This is a genomic window from Labrenzia sp. PO1 (assembly GCF_012273635.1).
GTDB classification, from domain to species: domain Bacteria; phylum Pseudomonadota; class Alphaproteobacteria; order Rhizobiales; family Stappiaceae; genus Roseibium; species Roseibium algicola.
This window is the reverse complement of record NZ_JAAXCR010000001.1, coordinates 1,009,766-1,030,087: the sequence shown is the minus strand read 5'-3', so window position 1 is coordinate 1,030,087 and position 20,322 is coordinate 1,009,766. Positions and strand designations below refer to the sequence as shown.

Sequence of the window (20,322 nt, the reverse complement as noted above, 5' to 3'; positions counted from 1 at the left end):
CCTGGGTGGCCCGCGCGACGTGGGGTGCTTATAGTGAGGCGGCGGGCGGGCGTCAAGCGTTGAATTGGCGTCCGGCCGCAAAGTTTTTTGTCTGGCCTCAGGCCGCGGAAACCGGGGCTTTGACCTGTGGAAAATCGATCGCCCAGTCGCCCGTGCGTTCGGTCTTGTGGATCCAGCCACCGCCCAGAACACGGGCTGTTTCGTCATCCGTATCAAAGAAGACGCAGGCCTGGCCCGGGGCGACGCCGGTTTCGCCGTTGGCAAGATCCACGAACGCCTTGCCGTTCAGGATGCGCAAGGTTGCCGGTGCCGGCGGGCGGGTGGAGCGGACCTTGGCGAAGAGCTCGATCTCGTCGCCTTCGTCCAGCGGCTGATCGCCGATCCAGTTCATTTCGCGCAGCAGGATGGTGCGGGTCGCCAGTGCCTCACGCGGGCCGACGACGACACGGCGCTCGTCCGGGTCGAGGCGCACCACATAGAGCGGGTCCCCCGTGGCAACGCCAAGGCCGCGGCGCTGGCCGATGGTGTAGTGGATGATGCCGTCGTGCTCACCCAGAACGCGGCCGTCCATATGGACGATCTGGCCCGGTTCGGCCGCATTGGGGCGCAGCTTGCGGATGACTTCGGCATAATCGCCATTGGGCACGAAGCAGATGTCCTGGCTGTCCGGCTTGTTGGCGACGGTCAGGCCGAATTCGGCTGCAAGGTCACGCACCTTCGACTTGGGCATGCCGCCAAGCGGAAAGCGGATGAAATCGAGCTGGTCCTGCGTGGTGGCGAACAGGAAGTAGCTCTGGTCGCGGTCAAGATCGGCCGGGCGGAAAAGCGCGCGCTTGTTGCCCTGCTGGGCGGAGCGGACATAGTGGCCGGTTGCCAGTGCATCGGCGCCAAGATCCTTCGCGGTCTTCAGGAGATCGGTGAACTTGACCGTCTGGTTGCAGGAGACGCAGGGGATCGGGGTTTCGCCGGCGATGTAGCTGTCGGCGAAACGGTCCATGACCTGTTCCTTGAACCGGCTTTCATAATCCAGCACGTAATGGGGAATGCCGATGGTTTCGGCCGCACGGCGGGCATCATGAATGTCGACGCCCGCGCAGCAGGACTTGGCCTTGCTGACGGCGGCGCCATGATCATAAAGCTGCAGGGTGACGCCGATGACGTCGTAGCCTTCGGCCTTCATCAGGGCAGCCACGACCGAGCTGTCGACCCCGCCGGACATGGCGACGACAACGCGAGTGTCTTCCGGGCGGCCGGGCAGATCCAGACTGTTTCGCATCCAGTGTACTTCCAGAAGTTTTTGGCCGATCGCGCAGGTGGGGCGGTTGTCCGTCCCGAGCCTTCCACGCCCTGCCGGGCGGGCGGCGATCAAGGGCCCTATTCAAAGTTGGCGGCACTATACAGATAAGGAGAGCGGCTGCCAATTGCTTCCCCCGCATGGCAGGCACGCTTTGCCGGACCGGCAAAGCTTGCCGCCCGAAGCCCGGGAGAGTTTCGCTCCACCTTTGAAAAAGATTAGCAAAATCAAAGGGTCTGGCGGAGTTTAACGTTTGGCCCGATGTTTGCTTTCTATTCCGGTGACGAAATATGCCCGCCGGTGCGGGCCGGGATCTGGGGGCAAGCGTGCTGCCATTTGGACTGACAACGGATGTTTCTGCCGGGGCGCTGGCAGCAGGTGCGGGCAGCGCACTTGCTGGCGGGCAGGCTTCTGCAGGTGCGGCTGCTTCCTCTGTTGGGGGTAAGGCAAACGGATTTGCCGAGGAGCTGAGCTCGATCTCGGGGCAGGGCGCCGCGAAGGGCGCAGGGCCAGACAAGGGTCAGGTCAGTGCCGTGGTTTCCACCAAGACCGGCCGGGCGGCCGATCCGGTGAAGCCGGGGGTGGTTGCCGCGCAGATCCAGACCTCCGTGGTGACAGGCGAACTTGCACCCGCCGTTGCGGTGGATCCGACGGTCCCGGTTACCGATCCTCTTCTTTCCGGCGATATCGTGGCCGGCACTCCGCCGCTCAACGCGGGGCAACCCGGTGATGCGGATCAGGGTCTGCTTCCCTCTCAAGGTGATGAAGCAGCGCAAACCGCCGACGTTGCCCTGGCTGCGGAATTTGCGCCGGTCGCTCCTGTTGCACCTGTTGTTCCGGCTCCTGCTGGCGAAGGCGCGGCTACCACGCCTGCCACTGCCGATGCGGGCGCGCCCGGTGCAGCTCTTTCGGGAGGCGCAGGTCTTGCAGGCAACGTTCCAGCGGTGCCTTCAGCTGGTGCCGCAAACGGGGCTGCGCCTGTTCCCGCGGCAGATGCCGGAACCGGTGCCGGTTCCGGAGGTTCTGCGCCGGCTACGGCACCGAACTTTGCCGGCGCGTTGAACGGTGTTGAGGCAGGTGCTGCGCAGCCTGAAGCAGCCGGACAGACAGCACCTGCTACAGCGGCGGAGGCGCAGGCGGCAGTTGCGCGGCCAGCGCCTGCCACGACAGAGCGCCGTTGGCAGAGCGAACTGCCGAAAGAATTCCGGGCGTCGGTAACGCCCGCTGCTCAGCCAGCCGGCCAGCAGCCGGCCGTGACGTTGCCTGTCCAGGCAAGCGTGCAGGCCGGCGCGGTGGTTGGCGGTCAGGCGCCGGGGCAGGGGGCTGGTGAAGCGCCTGGTCTCCAGGTTGCCGCGGCAACGCCTGCCGGAACTGTTGCAGCGTCTGTCTCGGCAGTCGCCAAGGCTGCTGCGGCATCTGAAGGCACGCAGGTTCCTGCAGTGCCTGCCGCACCCGTGGTGGATGGCGAGACGTCAGCCCAGCCAGTAGCGGCGAACACGCAAACGGGTGACGCGAGCGCACAGGCAGGAACCGCGATGAGTGCGGCCACCACGCAGGTTGCTGCCGCCGTGAATGCGGGTGCCGTTCCTGTTCAGCAGCCGGTTCAGGCAACGCCGCAGCCAGTGTCGTCTGAACAGTTGCTGGCTGGTGAGCCTGTTGCCGAGGAAGGTACGGGTCTCGTCAAGCCGGTCACGGGTGAGGCTACCGGTTCGCAGGGGGCAGGCAATACGCAAGATGCTGCTGCCGGACCTGCTGCCAAGGGCGCGGAGCAAACGGGACCTGAGCCGCGTGGCGCGGCCCTGGCTGGTCCTGTCGCTGCTGCGGCGCTGTCGAATATTGCGGCTGACGAAGCCGATATGCCCGCTGAATTGCAGCACACCAGCATTTCCGGCGAGTTCGGTGCGGCAACGGTACGCGGCGGCGATCTGGCAGGGGCTATGCGGACCGAGAGCCTGCAGGCGCCCAGCCAGAGCCAGTCCGGCCAGGTGGCTACCCAGGTGGCCGCAGAGATTGCGCGCAATCTGAAGGATGGTCAGACCCGGTTCCAGATGCGTTTCGACCCGCCGGAGCTCGGCCGGGTCGAGGTTGAGATGAAGGTTTCTCACGACGGCAAGGTCCAGGCCCATCTGCGTGTCGACCGGCCGGAGACGCTGGACATGTTCCTGCGTGATCAGCGCGGCCTGGAGCGCGCGCTGGAAGCGGCGGGGCTCAACCCGGATTCAGACAACCTGCAATTCTCCCTGAGACAGGACGGCGGCCAGCAGTTCGGCTCCGAACAGGGAGGGGATGGACATCAGCCGGCCTCGAATGGTGGCGGAGGCACGGTTTCCGCGGAAGCCGATCCGATGCTTGAAGACATTGTCAGAATGACCATCGCGGAACAGCGCGGCGGCCTGGACATGAAAGTGTAACGGGGCGAGTTGCTGCCTCAGGAGTGAAAAAATGACAACCGTTTCTCCAACTTCCTCTGCATCGTCGCAAACCGGCTCGGCAACCAGCCAGGCCGGCCTCATCGCCGATTACGAACTGTTCCTGAGCATTCTGACGACGCAGATCCAGAACCAGGATCCGCTGGATCCGCTGGACTCGGCCGAATACACCAATCAGCTGGTTCAGTATTCGAGCGTCGAGCAGGCCATCAAGCAGAACCAGAACCTTGAAGAAATCATTGCCTCGCTGACGAGCAACCAGAGCATGAGTTACGTCAGCTATATCGGCAATGAAGTGACTGCTGATGCTTCCACGACGACCCTGTCAGGCAGTCAGGCCAGCTGGAGCTATAATGTGGCGGAAGATGCGACTGGCACCTTCGAGATCCGCAATACCAGCGGGTCCATCGTCTATAGCGGTGACATCGAGCTGGCAGCAGGCGACGGCACCTTCTACTGGAACGGGCAGACTGATTCCGGCCAGCAGGCCGTGAACGGGCTCTACACCATCTCCTTTAATGTGAAGGACGCCTCCAGCCGGCCGGAAACCGTCAAGACGACCGTATCGGGCATCGTCGACAGCGTGGACTGGTCGAGCGGCGAAGCGGTGCTGAAGGTTGGCAGCCAGGAGTTTCCGGTCAGTTCCGTGGTATCGGTCGCCCGACCGTCCTGATCAGCCACACATTCTCATTTTTTGAAAACCGCTCCGGATGCCTCCGGGGCGGTTTTTCGCGCTTTCTCGATGTTTCAAGGGGCTGACGGTAATACGCGGGACATTTGCCGGCACAAAAAACAAGAATGAAGTGTGGCCGGAGGAGGGATGCAATTTTCAGGTTAATCGAATTGCCTTGCAAATTGCACGGTCAGGTAAATATGGTTAACGAATTCATATAATACTATTTAGAATTGGACCCTTTATCTTTGCGAAATCCTAAATATCATTCACTAAATTTAGATTTTATAGTTAATAAAAACACAATTTTGCTTTAGGCGTTTGTTAAGCGTCATCTTGTAGTCTCAAATCAGCCTTGGTCATGGTTAGTGTGAGAGTACAATGACCGAACACATTCGTTCGCGTGTAAAATATGTCATCGGACCGGACGGGAGCCCGCTTACCATTGCGGACCTGCCTCCGACTTCGACAAAGCGGTGGGTCATCCGCCGCAAGGCAGAGGTGGTCGCCGCAGTTCGCGGTGGCTTGTTGTCCCTTGAAGAAGCGTGCCAGAGATACACTCTGACAGTTGAGGAGTTCCTCTCCTGGCAAAGCTCGATTGAAAAGCACGGTCTTGCCGGGCTTCGAGCGACCCGGGTCCAGCAATATCGAAATTGACCCGGAACACAGTTTCTGCAATGCGCCGGTGGGGCGCAATCAAAAGGTCGGCACTGCCGGCCTTTTTATTTGTCTTGCTGTCCGTACGGAACTTATCCAAAAATTAATGAGGTAGGCAGTTTTTCCCCACCTCAGTTGCAGTTTGCATTAATCGAAATGGCGGAAACCCGCCGATCTGCCCCTATTGGAAAGGTTTTGTTAACCACTTGTTAACCACCTGGGCGGCAAATTTTGCCCATCGAAGGTGTGGCGTGCCCAGCCGACTCCAATAATAACGGCAGGGGCATGTTTCAAATGCGGGCGGGCATTCGTGAACGGACTTGTAGAATTCATCAGAACCTTGGGGGCGGCACGCATTGCTGCAATGGGGGCAGTTGCCGCCATCCTCGTCGGCGTCTTTGCCTTCATCATCTTTCGGGTGACGGCACCCCAGATGACGACGCTCTACAATGAGTTGACCCTTGAGGATTCCGCATCGATCGTTTCCCAGCTGGAAAGCCAGGGCGTGCAATTCGAGATCGCTCGTCAGGGTGCCTCCATTCTGGTTCCGAACGAGCAGGTCGCCCGCCTGCGGATGCAGCTTGCTGCTGAAGGCCTGCCGACCGGCGGCTCTATCGGCTACGAGATCTTCGACCGTTCAGACACTCTTGGCGCCACCAGCTTCGTTCAGAACATCAATCACCTGCGCGCCATGGAAGGCGAACTGTCACGCACGATCGGCTCCCTCGACCGCATCCGCGCCGCCCGCGTTCACCTGGTTATCCCGGAGCGCCAGCTGTTCCAGAGAGACCGCCGTCCGCCGTCCGCGTCCATCGTGCTGAACGTTCGTGGTGCTCTCGGCCCGGGCGAAATCCGCGCTGTCCAGCATCTCGTTGCCACCGCGGTTGACGGACTTGAGCCCGACCGCGTCTCGATTGTCGACGAAAGCGGCCGTCTGCTGGCTTCCGGCGCGGGCAACGACGAAGACGGCCTGATGACGAATTCGCTGCAGGAGCGGACTGTCGAGGTCGAAGGCCGGCTGCGCAACCAGATCGAGGAAATTCTGAACTCCGTCGTCGGCCCTGGGCGGGCACGGGTTCGCGTCAACGCGGAAGTCGACTATAATCGCCTGACGGAGACCACCGAGACCTTCGATCCGGACGGGCAGGTGGTGCGTTCGACCCAGTCCAAGGAAGAAGCTTCTTCCGCCGTGTCCCGGAACGGGCAGGTTACTGTTGCCAACCAGCTTCCGAACGCCGATGCTGGTCAGGGGCAGGCAGAGCGCGACACGTCGTCCATTACCGAGGAAATCGTCAACTACGAGATTTCCCACTCGACCCGAACCGAAGTTGTCGAAGCTGGCAAGATCAAGCGTCTGTCCGTTGCGGTGCTGGTTGACGGCACCTACCAGCCGGACGGCAATGGCGGCAGCACCTATACACCGCGCGCCCAGGAAACCCTGGACCGGATCGCTGTTCTGGTGCGCTCCGCAGTCGGTTTCGATGCCGAGCGGGGCGACGTTGTGGAAGTCGTGAACCTGCAGTTCGCCCTGCCGCCGCAGGACGACCTGCTGGCTGAAAGTGACAGCCTGTTCGATTTCACCCGCAACGACATCATTCGTTTTGCCGAGCTGGGTGTGCTGTTCCTGATTGCCGTCATGCTGCTGCTCTTCGTGGTTCGCCCGCTGCTGCGCCGCATCGTGACACCGGAAGAAAAGCAACCTCAGGAGCTGATGATCGGTCCGGATGGGACGCTGGTAGTGGAGACGGAAGTGCCACAGGAAGAATCGGCTGAAGACGAATTCGTGATCGAATGGCTGGAACAGGCCAAGCAGGAAGGAGCCATGCAGGCAAGCTCGATTGCCAAGGTAGGCGACATGATCAAGGACCATCCGACCGAAGCGGTGACCATCGTTCGCGGTTGGCTGGATGAACAGGCGGCCTGACGGTGAGCGATCAACTCCAGAAACAGCTGCAGGTCAGCGCGGACGAAGAAGAGCGCGAGCTGAAGGGAGCGGAACGGGCAGCCGTTCTGCTTCTCGCGCTTGGCGAGTCCCATGGCGCGCCGATCTGGGCAAAACTTGACGAGATCGAGGTGCGCCAGGTTTCGGCTGCGATGGCCAACCTCGGTCCGGTCACGCCGAACATGCTGGAGAACCTGTTCAAGGATTTCGTGCGCCGCGTCAGTTCCAAGGGATCACTGACAGGGAACGTCGATGCGACCGAGCGGCTGCTGGCCAGCTTTCTGCCGGGCGAGAAGGTCTCCATCATCATGGAGGAAATCCGCGGTCCGGCCGGGCGTAACATGTGGGAGAAGCTCTCCAATGTGCAGGAGAACGTTCTCGCCAACTATCTGAAGAACGAATATCCGCAGACGGTCGCTGTGGTGCTGTCGAAGATCAATTCCGACCACGCGGCACGGGTGCTGGGCATTCTGCCGGAGGAGCTGGCTCTGGAAGTGGTCAGCCGCATGCTGCGCATGGATGCCGTCCAGAAGGAAGTTCTGGAGAAGGTGGAGCAGACGCTGCGCGTGGAATTCATGTCGAACCTCACCAACACCTCGCGGCGCGACAGCCACGAGATGATGGCGGAGATCTTCAACAATTTCGATCGGCAGACCGAAGCCCGCTTCCTGGCAGCCCTGGAAGAGGACAACCGCGAAGCTGCCGACCGCATCAAGACCCTGATGTTCACCTTCGACGATCTGTTGAAGCTGGACGCAGCCAGTGCGCAGACATTGCTCAGGCACGTCGAAAAGGACGCCCTGGCCATTGCGCTCAAGGGGTCCACGGATACGGCAAGGGAATTCTTCTTCGGCAACATGTCGTCGCGTGCCGCAAAACTTCTGCAGGACGACATGGATGCGCTCGGACCCGTGCGGTTGCGTGATGTGGACGAAGCGCAGACCGGCATGGTGAACAAGGCCAAGGACCTGGCAGCCAAGGGCGAGATCATGATCTCCAAGTCCAAGGGCGAGGATGAAATTATCTACTGATGCGGCAAACGGCAGGCACTTACAGCAGAATGGGACGCATGACCAACCCATCGAAATTTCTGTTCAACGTCGACTTTTCCGAGCCTGAAGAGCCGGAAGAGGTCGCTCCCGTCGAGCCGGAGATACCGATGATTCCGGTCGCCCAGCATGAGGAATTGCTGAAGAAGGCAAGGGCCCAGGCTTTCGAGGAAGGCCGGGTGAAGGCGCTTCAGGACCTGCAGACCAAGCAGGAGACCTTGCTTACGGCGGAAGTCAATCATCTGGCCGGGGCGGTTTCGCGCGTGCTGGAGACCCTGGACGGGCAGGTGGCGGAACGCGAGAAAGATGCCATCAGTCTCGCTTTTCTTGTGGCCAGGCGTCTGTGTGCCCATCTGATCGCACGCCAGCCGCTGGCCGAGACGGTGGCTTTGGTGTCAGAATGCCTGGGACCGCTGCGCAAGGCGCCGCATCTCGTCATCCGTATCGCCGAGAAGGATGTCGAGGCGCTGAAGGCCCAGGTGGATCCGATCATTCACGAAAAGGGCTTCGAAGGACGGCTGGTCATCCTCGGCGAGCCGGAAATCGGCCGCGGCGATTGCCATATCGAGTGGGCCGACGGCGGTATCAGACGCGACCGCAAGGCGATCGAGGCCGAAATCGATGCCAGCATTCGTTCCTACCTGCGAGGGCGCAGCGCGGAAAGACGAGGCAAAACCTCCGACACGTCGGCGGAAAAGGAAACTGACGCATGAGCGACGAGCAAGATCACAATATCCCGCTCGACGAGCTAGAGGCGCCGCAGCGCCGGCTCGACGATGGCGAAATGCATGTACCGCAGTCCGCGGCTGACCTTGAGGCCGTGTTCGACGTTCCTGTGCGCATTTCCGCCGTTCTGGGGCACTCCAGAATGCATGTCTCGGATCTGTTGAAACTGGCATCCGGAACGGTTCTGGAACTCGACCGGAAGGTGGGGGAAGCCATCGATATCTACGTGAACGACCGGCTGGTCGCCCGTGGTGAAGTCGTCCTGGTGGAAGACAAGCTCGGCGTGACCATGACTGAAATCATCAAGACGGATCGATAGGGAAAGTAACGGATGCGGCTGTTAATTGTCGGAACGCTCGGCGGTCAGCTGACGACGGCTTCCAAGATCGCGATGCAGGGCGGGGCCCAGGTCACCCATGCGGACGATATCGAAGGTGCCCTGAGGGTGCTTCGGTCCGGGCGCGGAGCGGACCTCCTGATGGTCGAGGTTCATCTCGACATTGCCGGGCTGATCCAGAAACTCCAGAACGAACGCGTGCATGTGCCGGTGGTGGCCTGCGGCGTTGAAACGGATGCACAGGCCGCGGTGTCTGCCATTCGGGCAGGCGCGAAGGAATATATCCCGCTGCCGCCCGATCCGGAGCTGATCGCAGCCGTTCTGGCGGCAGTTGCCCAGGAACGTGGCGACCTGATCTACCGGGACGATGCCATGGCATCGGTGGTCAAGCTTGCCGAACAGGTCGCGCCATCCGATGCTTCTGTGCTGATCACCGGTGAATCCGGCACGGGTAAGGAAGTCATTGCCCGCCATGTGCACAAATGCTCGAACCGGGCCTCGAAGCCGTTTATCTCGATCAACTGCGCGGCCATTCCCGAACATCTTCTGGAATCCGAACTCTTCGGCCACGAGAAGGGCGCTTTCACCGGCGCCGTTGCCCGTCGGATCGGCAAGTTCGAGGAAGCCGATGGCGGCACGCTGCTGCTTGATGAAATTTCGGAAATGGACGTTCGCTTGCAGGCCAAGCTCCTGCGCGCCATCCAGGAGCGTGTGATCGATCGCGTCGGCGGCACGCGCCCGGTTCCGGTCAATATCCGCATTCTGGCAACGTCCAACCGGGATCTTGCCGAAAGCGTGCGTCAGGGCCATTTCCGCGAAGATCTTCTGTTCCGCCTCAATGTTGTGAACCTGAAGCTGCCGGCTCTTCGCGAGCGGCCGGCGGACATCATGGAACTCGCCCTGTTCTTCATCAAGCACTACTCGGAAGCCAATGGTGTTCCGGTTCGGCCACTGTCCGTCGAGGCCCGTCAGGCGCTGATGTCCAATCCGTGGCCGGGTAACGTGCGCGAACTGGAAAACACCATGCACCGCGCGGTGCTGCTGGCTTCGGGAGGTGAAATCGGCGTCGAGGCGATCCGCATGCCGGACGGCACGCCGCTGAGCGTCTCCAAGGGCGCTGCGGAACGGGCTGCACAGACGGCCGAAGCCGTGACGCGATCCTTCGTCGGACGCACGGTTGCTGATGTCGAGCGTGATCTCATTCTCGACACGCTGGATCATTGCCTGGGCAACCGGACACATGCTGCAAAAATTCTGGGTATTTCAATCCGGACGCTGCGCAACAAGCTGAATCAATATACCGATGAAGGAATAAGCGTTCCGGGACCGGGCGAAGCCCGGGCCTGATCGCACCGGCAGGAACCATAACGAAGGCCACGTCCGTTGATTGACCCGGGCGGCGGTTACAGGAAACCAGACCACACATGTCGGACACGGCAGCAGGCGAACAGCGCAGACCGGAAGGCCCCGCAGCGGAGCAGCAGACGGCTGCGCCCGCCGCGGCCACCGGTCTTGCAGGTTTCCCCGTCCTTCAGGAGATTGTAGATACCCTTCGCCGGGGTGACGTCGGTCTGGCCACCGGCATTCTCGTCATCCTGACGCTCCTGATCCTGCCGATGCCGCCGATGATGCTGGATACGTTCCTGGCGGTCTCCATCATCTTTTCCGTCATGATCCTCATGACGGGCCTGTTCATCCAGCGGCCGCTGGAATTCTCGTCCTTCCCGACGGTGCTGCTGATTGCGACCATGCTGCGGCTGGGTCTCAATATTTCGTCCACCCGGCTTATCCTGGCAAACGGGCATGAAGGCACTGCGGCGGCGGGCAACGTCATTCAGTCCTTCGGCAATCTCGTCATGGGCGGGAACTTCGTCATCGGGATCATCGTCTTCGCGATCCTGGTGATCGTGAACTTCGTCGTCATCACCAAGGGTTCCGGCCGTATCGCGGAAGTCGCGGCACGCTTTACCCTGGATGCCATGCCGGGCAAGCAGATGGCGATCGATGCGGATCTGTCCGCAGGCCTCATCGACGAAGCCGAAGCCAAGTCTCGCCGCAAGGCGCTCGAGGACGAAAGCGCGTTCTTCGGGGCCATGGACGGTGCGTCCAAATTCGTGCGCGGCGACGCCATTGCCGGCCTTCTGATCACCTTCATCAACATTCTCGGCGGCATCTTCATCGGTGTTGCGCAGATGGAGTTGACCTTTACCGAGGCCGCCAACAACTACACGCTGCTGACCATCGGCGATGGCCTTGTCTCCCAGATTCCGGCACTGATCGTTTCCACGGCGGCCGGCCTTCTTGTTTCCAAGGCAGGTGTGCATGGGGCTGCCGACAAGGCGCTGACCAGCCAGTTCACCGGCTATCCGAAGGCACTCGGCATGTCGGCCGCGGTTATGGTGATCCTGGCGCTGCTTCCGGGCATGCCCATGGTCCCGTTCTTCGGTCTTGCAGGTCTTGCCGGTTACCTGGCCTTTTCCGTCGGGTCGAAGAAAAAGAAGGCCGCGGCAAAGGCCGAGATGGTCAAGGCCGTGGAAGCTGCGCCGAAGCCGCCGCCAGAGCCGCCGATTACCGACGCCCTGAAGATGGACGAACTGCGGATCGAGCTCGGCTATGCCCTGTTGCCGCTGATCAATGGCAAGGCAACGGGCGACAACGATGTTCTGACCGAGCAGATCAAAGCATTGCGCCGCCAGATCGCGGGCGACATGGGCGTGATCATGCCGCCGGTGCGCATCCTCGACAACATTCAGCTTGGCGCGAACGATTACGTCATCAAGGTGAAGGAAGTCGAAGCCGGCCGCGGCGTGCTTTACCCGAACCACTTCATGGTCATGGATCCGGCAGGTGGGCAGGTCAAGCTGCCGGGCACGCACACCACGGAACCGACGTTCGGCTTGCCGGCAACCTGGGTGGAGGCCCAGTACCGCGAGGATGCTTCCTTGCGCGGCTACACCGTGGTGGATCCGGCAACCGTTCTGTCCACGCATCTAACCGAGACGATCAAGGCCAACATCAGCGAACTCCTGACCTATGGCGACGTGCAGAAGCTGCTCAAGGAGCTGAAGGGCGAGCAGGCAAAGCTGGTCGAGGACCTGATCCCGTCGCAGATCACCGTGTCCGGTGTCCAGCGCGTGCTGCAGACCCTCCTGGGCGAGCGGATTTCTGTTCGCGACCTTGGAACCATTCTGGAAGGCGTGTCCGAAGCAACCGGCATGACCCGCAACACGGACACCATTGCCGAGCACGTGCGCACCCGTCTTGGCAGGCAGATCTGCGCCGCCAATCTGGCGCCCGGCGGCTATCTGCCGCTCATCGCGCTATCGCCGCAATGGGAGCAGGCTTTCCTGGAATCCATCATCGGCGAGGGGGACGACCGCCAGCTTGCGATGCAACCCAGCAAGCTGCAGGAATTCGTCGGCAGGGTCCGCGATGCGTTTGAGCAGGCTGCGCAGCAGGGCGAGGTTCCCGTGTTGCTGACATCCCCGCAGACCAGGCCGTTCGTTCGCTCCATCGTCGAGCGTTTCCGTGCCCATACGACGATCATGAGCCAGGCGGAAGTTCACCCGCGGATCAAGCTCAAGACAATCGGTTCGATCTGAGGCGGGGCAATCATCAGTGCGTTCAACAAGGCTCTGTTGGACGCCCGATGATGTCATGCCCGGTGTGCTAGACGACCACGTTAATCCTGGCCATGGCGGCGGTCTGACTGGCGTATGTGCCCAGCCGGCCTTGGTTCTGCAGGACAAACAGCGAATTGGCCTGAGAGGCCTGCGTGTTGATCGATTGCATCACGTAAGCGAGGTTGTTCAGCTGGTCGATACGCTTTGCGGCTGTCTGACGCCGCTTCGTCCAGGCCTTGTTGTAGTCGGCCAGGGACACCTTGCGACTGGAGCTGAAACGTTTGGAATAATCTCGTTGGAAGTAGTTGCCGACCTTAGCCATGCGATTGCCTTTTCAAAAGACTGAAACAGCATAGCTCCCGAAGGAATGAACAAGCTCTTAACGCGCGTTTCTGCAGAAAACGCTACGTAACTTTTTTCGAGGAAATATCATTTTCCCGGGCCTTTGCCCGGCGGTTTATCCGGGAAAATCTAGACGAGCACGTTGATGCGGGCCATCGCCGCGGTCTGGTTCGCATAACCACCCAGCCGGCCTTGGTTCTGCATGACAAACAGCGTGTTCGTCTGAGCTGCCTGCGTATTGATGGTCGCGAAGGTGGATGCCAGGTTCCGAAGCTGCTGCATTTTCTGCGACGACGCCTGACGGCGCCCGTTCCAGGCCTTGTTGTAGTCAGACCAAGTCGACTTCCGCTTCGTGCTGAAAGTTTTGTGGTAGTCCCGCTGGACGTAGTTTCCGACCTTTGCCATGGCAGCTCCTTCCTGGAGATCTGAACAGACTGTGTGCGAAGATGGTTAACAAGCCCTTAAATCAGCGCATTGTGCACAGGGCGGCTTGGCGACAAACGTTCCAGCTGTTAAGCCCGGAAAAATATGCGAGATTCTGGAGTTTTCATGTCGACGCAAGCGCTTAACCTCGATGGCTATACGGATATTCCGGAGGGCAAGGTTGCCTTCGTGGTCACGTTCCTGGAAATGCTTCAGGCACCTGAACAGCCTCTCGCGCCATCACGCAGCGATGTGACATTGCAGCGGTGGCAGACGCCGGATCTCGACAGCTATCGAAAGCTTTTTCGGGAGGTTGGTGAAGACTGGATCTGGTTCGGCCGGCTGGTTCATGACGACAAGACGCTGGAGCAGTTGCTCGCCGAGCCTGCCCGCGAGAACTACCTGCCGATCCTCGATGGCAAGCCGGTCGGTACGCTGGAGCTGGATTTTGCCAACCCGGAAGAGCCCGAACTTTCCTATTTCGGCCTGGTCCCCGGTGCGATCGGTGGCGGGCTTGGCCGCTGGCTGATGGCCCAGGCGCTGGACATCGTCTGGTCACGCCCGGAAACGAAACGGCTCTGGGTGCACACCTGCACCGGCGACAGCCCGCAGGCGCTGATCTTTTACCAGGCCTGCGGTTTCAAGCCCTACAAGCGTGCTATCGAAGTTGCCGAAGACCCGCGTCTGCAGGGGCTTCTCGGCCGAAAGCGCGCCCCGCATGTGCCTGTAATCGAGTGATGACGCGCTTCAGTGCGATCTCGAAGGAATGGGGCTGCCCGCTCGCAAGCGCATCCGTCTAGGCAGTTGCCCGAACCCGCTCCGGAAAGGCATCTGCAATGGCCTTGCGGTTTGCCTCCAGCACGCCGCGCTCGGTGATGAGGCCGGTCACGAGACGGGCAGGGGTGACGTCAAAGGCCGGATTTCCGACAGGAGATCCGTCCGCAACGATGTCCACCGTCTCGATCTCGCCGGCGCTGGTGCGGCCGGTGATGCGACTGACCTCTTCGCCGCCGCGTTCCTCGATCGGGATCTGCCGGATACCGTCCGACAGGGTAAAGTCGATGGTCGGTGACGGCAGCGCAACGTAGAAGGGCACACTGTTGTCCTTTGCTGCCAGTGCCTTCAGATAGGTGCCGATCTTGTTACAGACATCGCCAGTGGCCGTGGTGCGGTCCGTTCCGGTGATGACGATATCGACCTCGCCATGCTGCATCAGGTGTCCGCCGGCATTGTCGACAATCACCGTGTGCGGCACACCATGCTGACCGAGCTCCCAGGCGGTCAGAAAAGCCCCTTGATTGCGCGGGCGGGTTTCGTCGACCCAGACATGAACGGGAATGCCACCGTCATGGGACATGTAGATCGGCGCTGTCGCGGTGCCCCAGTCGACGGTGGCCAGCCAGCCGGCGTTGCAATGGGTGAGGATGTTGACCGGCTCACCGGCGCGTTTCAGCCGCGAGATCGCGGCAATCAGCTCCATCCCGTGCATGCCGATGGCCATGTTGATGGCGATGTCCTCGTCGCAGATGTCATTGGCCAGCTTGAAGGCAGCTTCCTCGCGGATTTCAGGTGCCAGCCGGACCAGTGTCCGACGCGCCTTGTCGAGGGCCCATTGCAGGTTGACCGCTGTCGGCCGGGTTTCCAGCAGGGACGAGCAGGCAGCATGGAGATTGTCGTCTGAAGCGTCGGTCCGCATGGCCAGCGCGACACCGTAGGCGGCTGTTGCACCAATCAGAGGCGCGCCGCGCACCTGCATGAACCGGATCGCATGGGCGGCGTCTTCCATTGTATGCAGTCGGATGGTCTCGAACGTGTGCGGAAATCTTGTCTGATCGATGATCTCGACCGAGCCGCCATTTTCCGCCAGCCAGATCGTGCGATATTTCTTGCCGTCCACGTTCATGAGCGAAACTCCGCAATCGCAATATGTTTTTTGCATAACCCATGAACAGGCTTCAGGCCAGTCGCGCGTTACTGGCGTGACTGTCAAAAATACCTTAATCTCCGTTAACCATGTTTGGATCATTGCCAGTGGATAGCTCGCAGGTGGAGGCCATGCGGCTGTTTCACTCGCGATAGAGTCAGTTAAGACTTGATTCACCAACGGCAGTACAACGGAGTCACGTGTACCCCATGTCTGAAATGCAGGATAACGTTGTCCCACATACGCGCATGCGGTCCTTGCGCGATGCGATCCGGAAGGTTCAGCTTGGCGAAGTCGAACGTTCGGACGTGGTTGTTGAGCTCCAGGAGACCGAGCGTGCCCGGCTGGACATGCTTGCAGATGAACTCAAGGATGTTTTCAGGGAAATCCCGGAAGACGACGACCAGTTTTCCCTTCAGATCATCTCCGGTTCCACGCCACGGCTCTGGATCGATGCGACCAGCCACGTGGCCGTAGGCGGTGACAGGCGCACCTATCGGTTCCTGAAGGACACGCGCCTCGGCCGGGTGGTCATTCTGGAAACGGCCAACATCGACGACATGGCAGACTGCCTGACCGAATATATTGCCGAACGCGTGCTGGAGCGGGAAAAGGCGCTGGAAGGCGACTGGCTCAACAACCGGCTGCGGCAGGTCGCACTCGACAGCAAGGTCGTGCGCGTCAAGGAAAGCCGTACACCCTGGATGGCGGTCGCAGGTGCCTTCGGGATCGGTCTTGCGGCGGGCGTCATCGGCCTCATCGTGTTTGCCTGGTTCGCCAATCCGCTCTAAGGCGTCTTTTGTGAAAGACGTCCAGCACTCTCCAGTCTCGGTCCTGGTTACCGCGAGCCTGTGAGTGTCTTTCTGGGCAACTCGTCAGGCCTGCAGGAAGGGCCTCAGGGCCTGCCACCCGGAATGGCGACTTCTCGTTCCGTGAGCAGTTTCACCGGCTCGTCTGGCGCGGCAAAGCCATGCTCTTCCATTTGGCAGGACCAGCCCTCGTTTGTCTTTTCGATCCGGAACAGGTTGTAGCGCGCCGCCGGTTTCTTGCCGCCAGGCGCGCTTGTGGCAGATGGCACCCCAACCACCGGGACAAGCCCGTCCGGTCCCTCGATATGCTCGAAACTGTCGACATGGGTGTGGCCGTGCAGGATCAGCTCGGCACCGGCTCTCTTGACGACGGCGCGCACCCTGGAGGCGTCCGACAGGCGCTTGTGCCAACGGGTGGCATGGGGGAATGGCGGGTGATGCAGCATCACCACGCGGAAGAAACCGTCCCGGCCAAGGTCGTCCAGAATTGCCCGCAGACGCTTGCTCTGCTTGCTGCCGACACGGCCCGTTGCGAACCAGGGGCCGCTGGCACGACCGGTCGTCACGCCGACAAGGGCGATGCCGTCCCGCTTGCGAACATAGGGAAAGGTTGCTTCCGAGTTGGTGCCGTTTGACGGCACATTGCCTGCGCCATCGCCGCGCATGTAGGGCCACCATGCCGCACGGGCCCTGCGCACGGCTCCAGGCACATAGGCGTCGTGGTTGCCCGGAACGACGGAGACATCCTCCGGCGGGCCGATATCTTCAAGCCAGGTCCTCGCACCGGAAATTTCCAGGGGCAGCGCGATATTCACCAGGTCGCCGGTGACGGCAATATGGTCGGGCGCCTGCGCCTGCATGTCATCGACGAGTTGTTCGAGATAACTGCCGCCCATGATCCTCGACCGGTTGCGGCGCCAGTTGAGGTAACCAAGGATCCGCTTGGAAAAAAGCTGCAGCAGCTTGGGGTCCGGAAGCGGGCCGAGATGAGGGTCGGAAAGATGAGCGAGCGTGAATGTGGACATGGTCGCGCATCTTCAAAACGAAAAGCGCCGCGTCAAGGGGAAATGACGCGGCGCTTTCAAGTGAGTTCAGGAACTGCCGGGAAACCGGTTACTTGACCGGTTTGACTGCCTTTGCGGCTTTCGGCGCTTTCTCGGTGTTATTGTCTGCGGAGCGCGTGGTTTCGCGCAGCGTCGCGCCAACAACATTCACGAATCCGAACATGGGTCTTCTCCGTACAGGTTCCTTCGACCGACCTTAGTTGGTCGGGAAAGTGGTCAGGGTTGCGACGATGCGCGGGTTGGTCAGGTCGATAGCCGGCTTCCACTGGTAATTGTTGCGGTTGCGGCGGCGTTTTCCAAACAGAGCGTTCAACATTTTATTTTTCCTTCAGGTTCGGGCGGTCAGAAGGGCTGCCCTCGAATTCATCAACTTGCCCGATATATATGCATGCGGTGCACAAAGGAGGAGCGTTATTCTCACGGGTCAGCCCTGCGGGGATTGCATGGGTTAAAAAAGTTTTATTTCCCGTCTGGATCCTGTAACGTCTTGAAAATGTTGAAGATATTATCAGTCTTGCCGAAGTCGGTGACCACACGCCTGATCCAGGGAATTGGACTTGTCCGAAACCCGTTCACGCTTGGGGTGCGCGTGATCGTTGAAGACCGCAACAGCCGGGTCCTTCTGGTGCGGCACAGTTATGTCACGGGCTGGTACCTGCCGGGTGGGGGCGTGGACAAGGGCGAGACGATGGAAGAGGCTGCCTGCCGGGAGGTTCTGGAAGAAGCAGGTGTCGTCTCGGTAAGCCGCCCGCAGCTTCTCAATATCTTCCTGAACCAAGAAGCGACAGGCCGGGATCATGTCGGGCTTTATCACATGCCCGAGTGGAGACAGGCCGACACCTTCCTTCAGCCCAATGCGGAAATCGAGGAAGCGGCGTTCTTTGAGCTGGAGGCTTTGCCGGAGGGGCTTACGCAGTCCACAGCCCGGCGGCTTGACGAGTTTCGCTCCGGCCGCGAACCGGAAAGCGGCAAGTGGTGAAGCCTGCCACCATCAGGTCTGTCATGTCGTCTTCCGGGTAAGCCGGAGCCGGCTCACCTGGAAATTTCAAACCTGATCAGGCAGCTGCCTTGAAACGCTCACGGTCGTGAGGGCGGGTGAAATCCAGGGCCGGCCCGACAGGGACGATCCTGGTCGGATTCACGCTCTCATGTGAGCCGTAGTAGTGCTGCTTGATCGTTGTCATGTCGACCGTGTCTGCAACACCCGGGACCTGATAAAGCTCCCGCAGGTAGTTCGACAGGTTCGGATAGTCGTCGATCCTGCGGATATTGCATTTGAAATGCCCGACATAGACCGCGTCGAAGCGCACCAGCGTCGTGAACAGTCGCCAGTCGGCTTCCGTCAGCTGGTCTCCGACCAGATAGCGCTGACGGGACAGGCGGTCTTCCAGCTCGTCCAGTGCCTTGAACAGTTCCGTGACGGCTTCTTCATAGGCTTCCTGTGTGGTCGCGAAACCGGACTTGTAAACACCGTTGTTGACGGCGTGATAGACGCGCTCGTTGATACTGTCGATTTCGGTGCGCAAGGCAGTCGGATAGAAATCAAGGTGTGAGCCGGTCAGGTCGTTGAACGCCGAGTTGAACATCCGGATGATCTCGGAGGACTCGTTGCTCACGATCGTGTTCTGGTGCTTGTCCCAGAGGATCGGCACGGTCGCACGGCCGCTGTAGTGCGGGTCGGCCTTGGTGTAGACATGCCAGGCGTATTTCGCGCCGGTCAGCGGATCTATCTCCGGAAACTCCCAGCCGTTCTCCAGCATGAGCGGCTGTACGGCGGAGACGGAAATCAGGTCTTCCAGTTTCTTGAGCTTTCGGAATACCAGCGTGCGATGCGCCCAGGGGCAGGCATAGGAAACGAACAGATGATAGCGATCCGCTTCAGCCTTGAAGCCGCCGTTGCCCGTGGGGCCGGCAGACCCGTCCGCCGTGATCCAGTTCCGAAATGCCGCGTCCTTGCGGACGAAGCGTCCACCGGTGGATTTCGTGTCGTACCATTTGTCTTTCCAGACGCCGTCGACCAGCAGTCCCATGATGCGCTCCTTGTTGTGCTTCGTCTCGTTAGGTTGTGCACACAGGCGGAAAATCAATCAATTGAATGCTCTGTTCCGGCTCGGTGAACAATCAGCGGACTGGTGAGGAGGGACAAAAAAGGCTGGACCGAAGCAGCCATTGCGTGGTAACCGCTTCTCCTCTTTCTGGAAATATCGGCTTTCGAACACGCTGATATCGCAACGAGACTGGGATAAATGACCGCAGGTCTTACGCTTCGACGACGAACCAGCCGACGAGATAACTCTCGTCCGCACCGTCGCGGCTGACCTGATCCTGGATCTTCCTTACGTTTTATCCAGGCACTGGCAGGCGCGCATTTCTCCAAAGACTGCATGCTTGCTGGAACCAGCCAAATGAAACAGACCACATGGGTCATCCGGCCCGAAGACGCGACAGACACCTCCGCAATTGACGATCTGCAGGCCGAAGCTTTCGGCCCAGGCCGGTTCGCGCGAACCGCTTTCCGGATCCGCGAAGGCGTGCCGCACCGTCCGGATGTCTCTTTCGTCGGCCTTGCGGGTGAGCAGGTGGCAGGGTCAATCAGACTGACACCGATCAGGATTGGCGAGAGTGACGCCCTGCTGCTCGGTCCGTTGACCGTATCTCCCGACTTCAAGAACCGGGGTCTCGGCAAGGCGCTTATGCGTACGGCGATGGAAGCGGCGGCTGCGGCCGGAGACAAGGTCGTGCTGCTGGTCGGCGATGCGCCTTACTACAGCCCCTTCGGCTTTCAGCAGGTTCCGTTCGGACGCATTACGTTGCCCGGGCCCGTCGACCCGGCGCGGCTCCTCGTCGCGCTGTTGAATGACGGCGACATTCCGAGCGGAATGGTGCACGGCGGAGCCTCTGTTGCGGTCGCTTCCTGAGGTTGTTTCTGCGTGACGCGGGGCGGGTTGACGGTGGGTGTGGCCCATCCTTCGAGACGGCCTGAAGGCCTCCTCAGGATGTGGAAGAGAATATTGATAGGCCGGTATTTCC

General features: G+C 60.6%; 19 protein-coding genes. 13 read left to right on the top strand and 6 right to left on the bottom strand.

What is annotated here, in order from left to right:
• Nucleotides 1-97: 97 nt before the first annotated feature.
• Nucleotides 98-1,276 carry a tRNA 2-thiouridine(34) synthase MnmA gene (gene mnmA / locus HCG46_RS04905; RefSeq protein ID WP_168684904.1) on the bottom strand — a complete coding sequence of 393 codons (1,179 nt, stop codon included), beginning with the start codon at nucleotides 1,274-1,276 and terminating at the stop codon, nucleotides 98-100.
• Between the two features lie 308 nt (nucleotides 1,277-1,584).
• Between mnmA and HCG46_RS04900 the strand changes: the two genes are divergently transcribed.
• From HCG46_RS04900 to flhA, 9 genes are all read left to right on the top strand, one after another.
• Nucleotides 1,585-3,705 (top strand): flagellar hook-length control protein FliK, encoded by a 2,121-nt coding sequence (locus tag HCG46_RS04900; RefSeq protein WP_168684902.1) that lies wholly within the window; start codon nucleotides 1,585-1,587, stop codon nucleotides 3,703-3,705.
• Nucleotides 3,706-3,736: 31 nt separating this feature from the next.
• On the top strand, nucleotides 3,737-4,396 hold the full coding sequence (locus HCG46_RS04895) for a flagellar hook capping FlgD N-terminal domain-containing protein (RefSeq protein ID WP_022998158.1): 660 nt from the start codon (nucleotides 3,737-3,739) through the stop codon (nucleotides 4,394-4,396).
• Nucleotides 4,397-4,777: 381 nt separating this feature from the next.
• Nucleotides 4,778-5,053 carry a DUF1153 domain-containing protein gene (locus HCG46_RS04890; RefSeq protein ID WP_022998157.1) on the top strand — a complete coding sequence of 92 codons (276 nt, stop codon included), beginning with the start codon at nucleotides 4,778-4,780 and terminating at the stop codon, nucleotides 5,051-5,053.
• A 310-nt stretch (nucleotides 5,054-5,363) separates the two neighbouring features.
• Complete coding sequence (gene fliF, locus HCG46_RS04885) at nucleotides 5,364-6,977, top strand: flagellar basal-body MS-ring/collar protein FliF (protein ID WP_031268276.1); 1,614 nt, start codon at nucleotides 5,364-5,366, stop codon at nucleotides 6,975-6,977.
• 2 nt (nucleotides 6,978-6,979) lie between these two features.
• Nucleotides 6,980-8,026: a flagellar motor switch protein FliG gene (gene fliG, locus HCG46_RS04880; RefSeq protein WP_022998155.1), complete on the top strand. Its 1,047-nt coding sequence runs from the start codon at nucleotides 6,980-6,982 to the stop codon at nucleotides 8,024-8,026.
• Nucleotides 8,027-8,064: 38 nt separating this feature from the next.
• On the top strand, nucleotides 8,065-8,757 hold the full coding sequence (locus tag HCG46_RS04875) for a FliH/SctL family protein (protein ID WP_208984228.1): 693 nt from the start codon (nucleotides 8,065-8,067) through the stop codon (nucleotides 8,755-8,757).
• Nucleotides 8,754-9,089, top strand: a complete 336-nt coding sequence (gene fliN, locus HCG46_RS04870; protein WP_022998153.1) for a flagellar motor switch protein FliN — start codon at nucleotides 8,754-8,756, stop codon at nucleotides 9,087-9,089. The genes HCG46_RS04875 and fliN overlap by 4 nt, the downstream gene beginning before the upstream one ends.
• A gap of 12 nt (nucleotides 9,090-9,101) precedes the next feature.
• The gene (locus HCG46_RS04865) at nucleotides 9,102-10,454 is read left to right on the top strand and encodes a sigma-54 dependent transcriptional regulator (RefSeq protein ID WP_055655957.1); all 1,353 of its coding nucleotides are present in this window, start codon (nucleotides 9,102-9,104) and stop codon (nucleotides 10,452-10,454) included.
• 77 nt (nucleotides 10,455-10,531) lie between these two features.
• Nucleotides 10,532-12,709 (top strand): flagellar biosynthesis protein FlhA, encoded by a 2,178-nt coding sequence (gene flhA / locus HCG46_RS04860; RefSeq protein WP_022998151.1) that lies wholly within the window; start codon nucleotides 10,532-10,534, stop codon nucleotides 12,707-12,709.
• A 67-nt stretch (nucleotides 12,710-12,776) separates the two neighbouring features.
• Here the strand turns inward: flhA and HCG46_RS04855 are convergent, their stop codons facing one another.
• Nucleotides 12,777-13,052 (bottom strand): hypothetical protein, encoded by a 276-nt coding sequence (locus HCG46_RS04855; protein WP_022998150.1) that lies wholly within the window; start codon nucleotides 13,050-13,052, stop codon nucleotides 12,777-12,779.
• A gap of 149 nt (nucleotides 13,053-13,201) precedes the next feature.
• The gene (locus tag HCG46_RS04850; RefSeq protein ID WP_022998149.1) at nucleotides 13,202-13,477 is read right to left on the bottom strand and encodes a hypothetical protein; all 276 of its coding nucleotides are present in this window, start codon (nucleotides 13,475-13,477) and stop codon (nucleotides 13,202-13,204) included.
• Between the two features lie 144 nt (nucleotides 13,478-13,621).
• Here HCG46_RS04850 and HCG46_RS04845 point away from each other — a divergent pair, with 144 nt between their 5' ends.
• On the top strand, nucleotides 13,622-14,233 hold the full coding sequence (locus HCG46_RS04845) for a GNAT family N-acetyltransferase (protein ID WP_168684900.1): 612 nt from the start codon (nucleotides 13,622-13,624) through the stop codon (nucleotides 14,231-14,233).
• A 58-nt stretch (nucleotides 14,234-14,291) separates the two neighbouring features.
• On the opposite strand, the gene mtnA is transcribed toward HCG46_RS04845, so the two are convergent.
• Complete coding sequence (mtnA, locus tag HCG46_RS04840; RefSeq protein ID WP_168684898.1) at nucleotides 14,292-15,398, bottom strand: S-methyl-5-thioribose-1-phosphate isomerase; 1,107 nt, start codon at nucleotides 15,396-15,398, stop codon at nucleotides 14,292-14,294.
• A 230-nt stretch (nucleotides 15,399-15,628) separates the two neighbouring features.
• On the opposite strand from mtnA, the gene HCG46_RS04835 reads away from it, so the two are divergent.
• The gene (locus HCG46_RS04835; RefSeq protein WP_023014621.1) at nucleotides 15,629-16,210 is read left to right on the top strand and encodes a hypothetical protein; all 582 of its coding nucleotides are present in this window, start codon (nucleotides 15,629-15,631) and stop codon (nucleotides 16,208-16,210) included.
• Nucleotides 16,211-16,314: 104 nt separating this feature from the next.
• Here HCG46_RS04835 and HCG46_RS04830 read toward each other — a convergent pair whose 3' ends face one another.
• On the bottom strand, nucleotides 16,315-17,253 hold the full coding sequence (locus tag HCG46_RS04830) for a metallophosphoesterase (protein WP_152505753.1): 939 nt from the start codon (nucleotides 17,251-17,253) through the stop codon (nucleotides 16,315-16,317).
• Nucleotides 17,254-17,818: 565 nt separating this feature from the next.
• On the opposite strand from HCG46_RS04830, the gene HCG46_RS04825 reads away from it, so the two are divergent.
• Nucleotides 17,819-18,271 carry an NUDIX domain-containing protein gene (locus HCG46_RS04825; RefSeq protein WP_353621809.1) on the top strand — a complete coding sequence of 151 codons (453 nt, stop codon included), beginning with the start codon at nucleotides 17,819-17,821 and terminating at the stop codon, nucleotides 18,269-18,271.
• A 76-nt stretch (nucleotides 18,272-18,347) separates the two neighbouring features.
• On the opposite strand, the gene HCG46_RS04820 is transcribed toward HCG46_RS04825, so the two are convergent.
• Complete coding sequence (locus HCG46_RS04820) at nucleotides 18,348-19,322, bottom strand: glutathione S-transferase family protein (RefSeq protein ID WP_075284771.1); 975 nt, start codon at nucleotides 19,320-19,322, stop codon at nucleotides 18,348-18,350.
• 375 nt (nucleotides 19,323-19,697) lie between these two features.
• Between HCG46_RS04820 and HCG46_RS04815 the strand changes: the two genes are divergently transcribed.
• Complete coding sequence (locus tag HCG46_RS04815) at nucleotides 19,698-20,210, top strand: N-acetyltransferase (protein WP_031268273.1); 513 nt, start codon at nucleotides 19,698-19,700, stop codon at nucleotides 20,208-20,210.
• The last annotated feature ends 112 nt before the right edge of the window (nucleotides 20,211-20,322 follow it).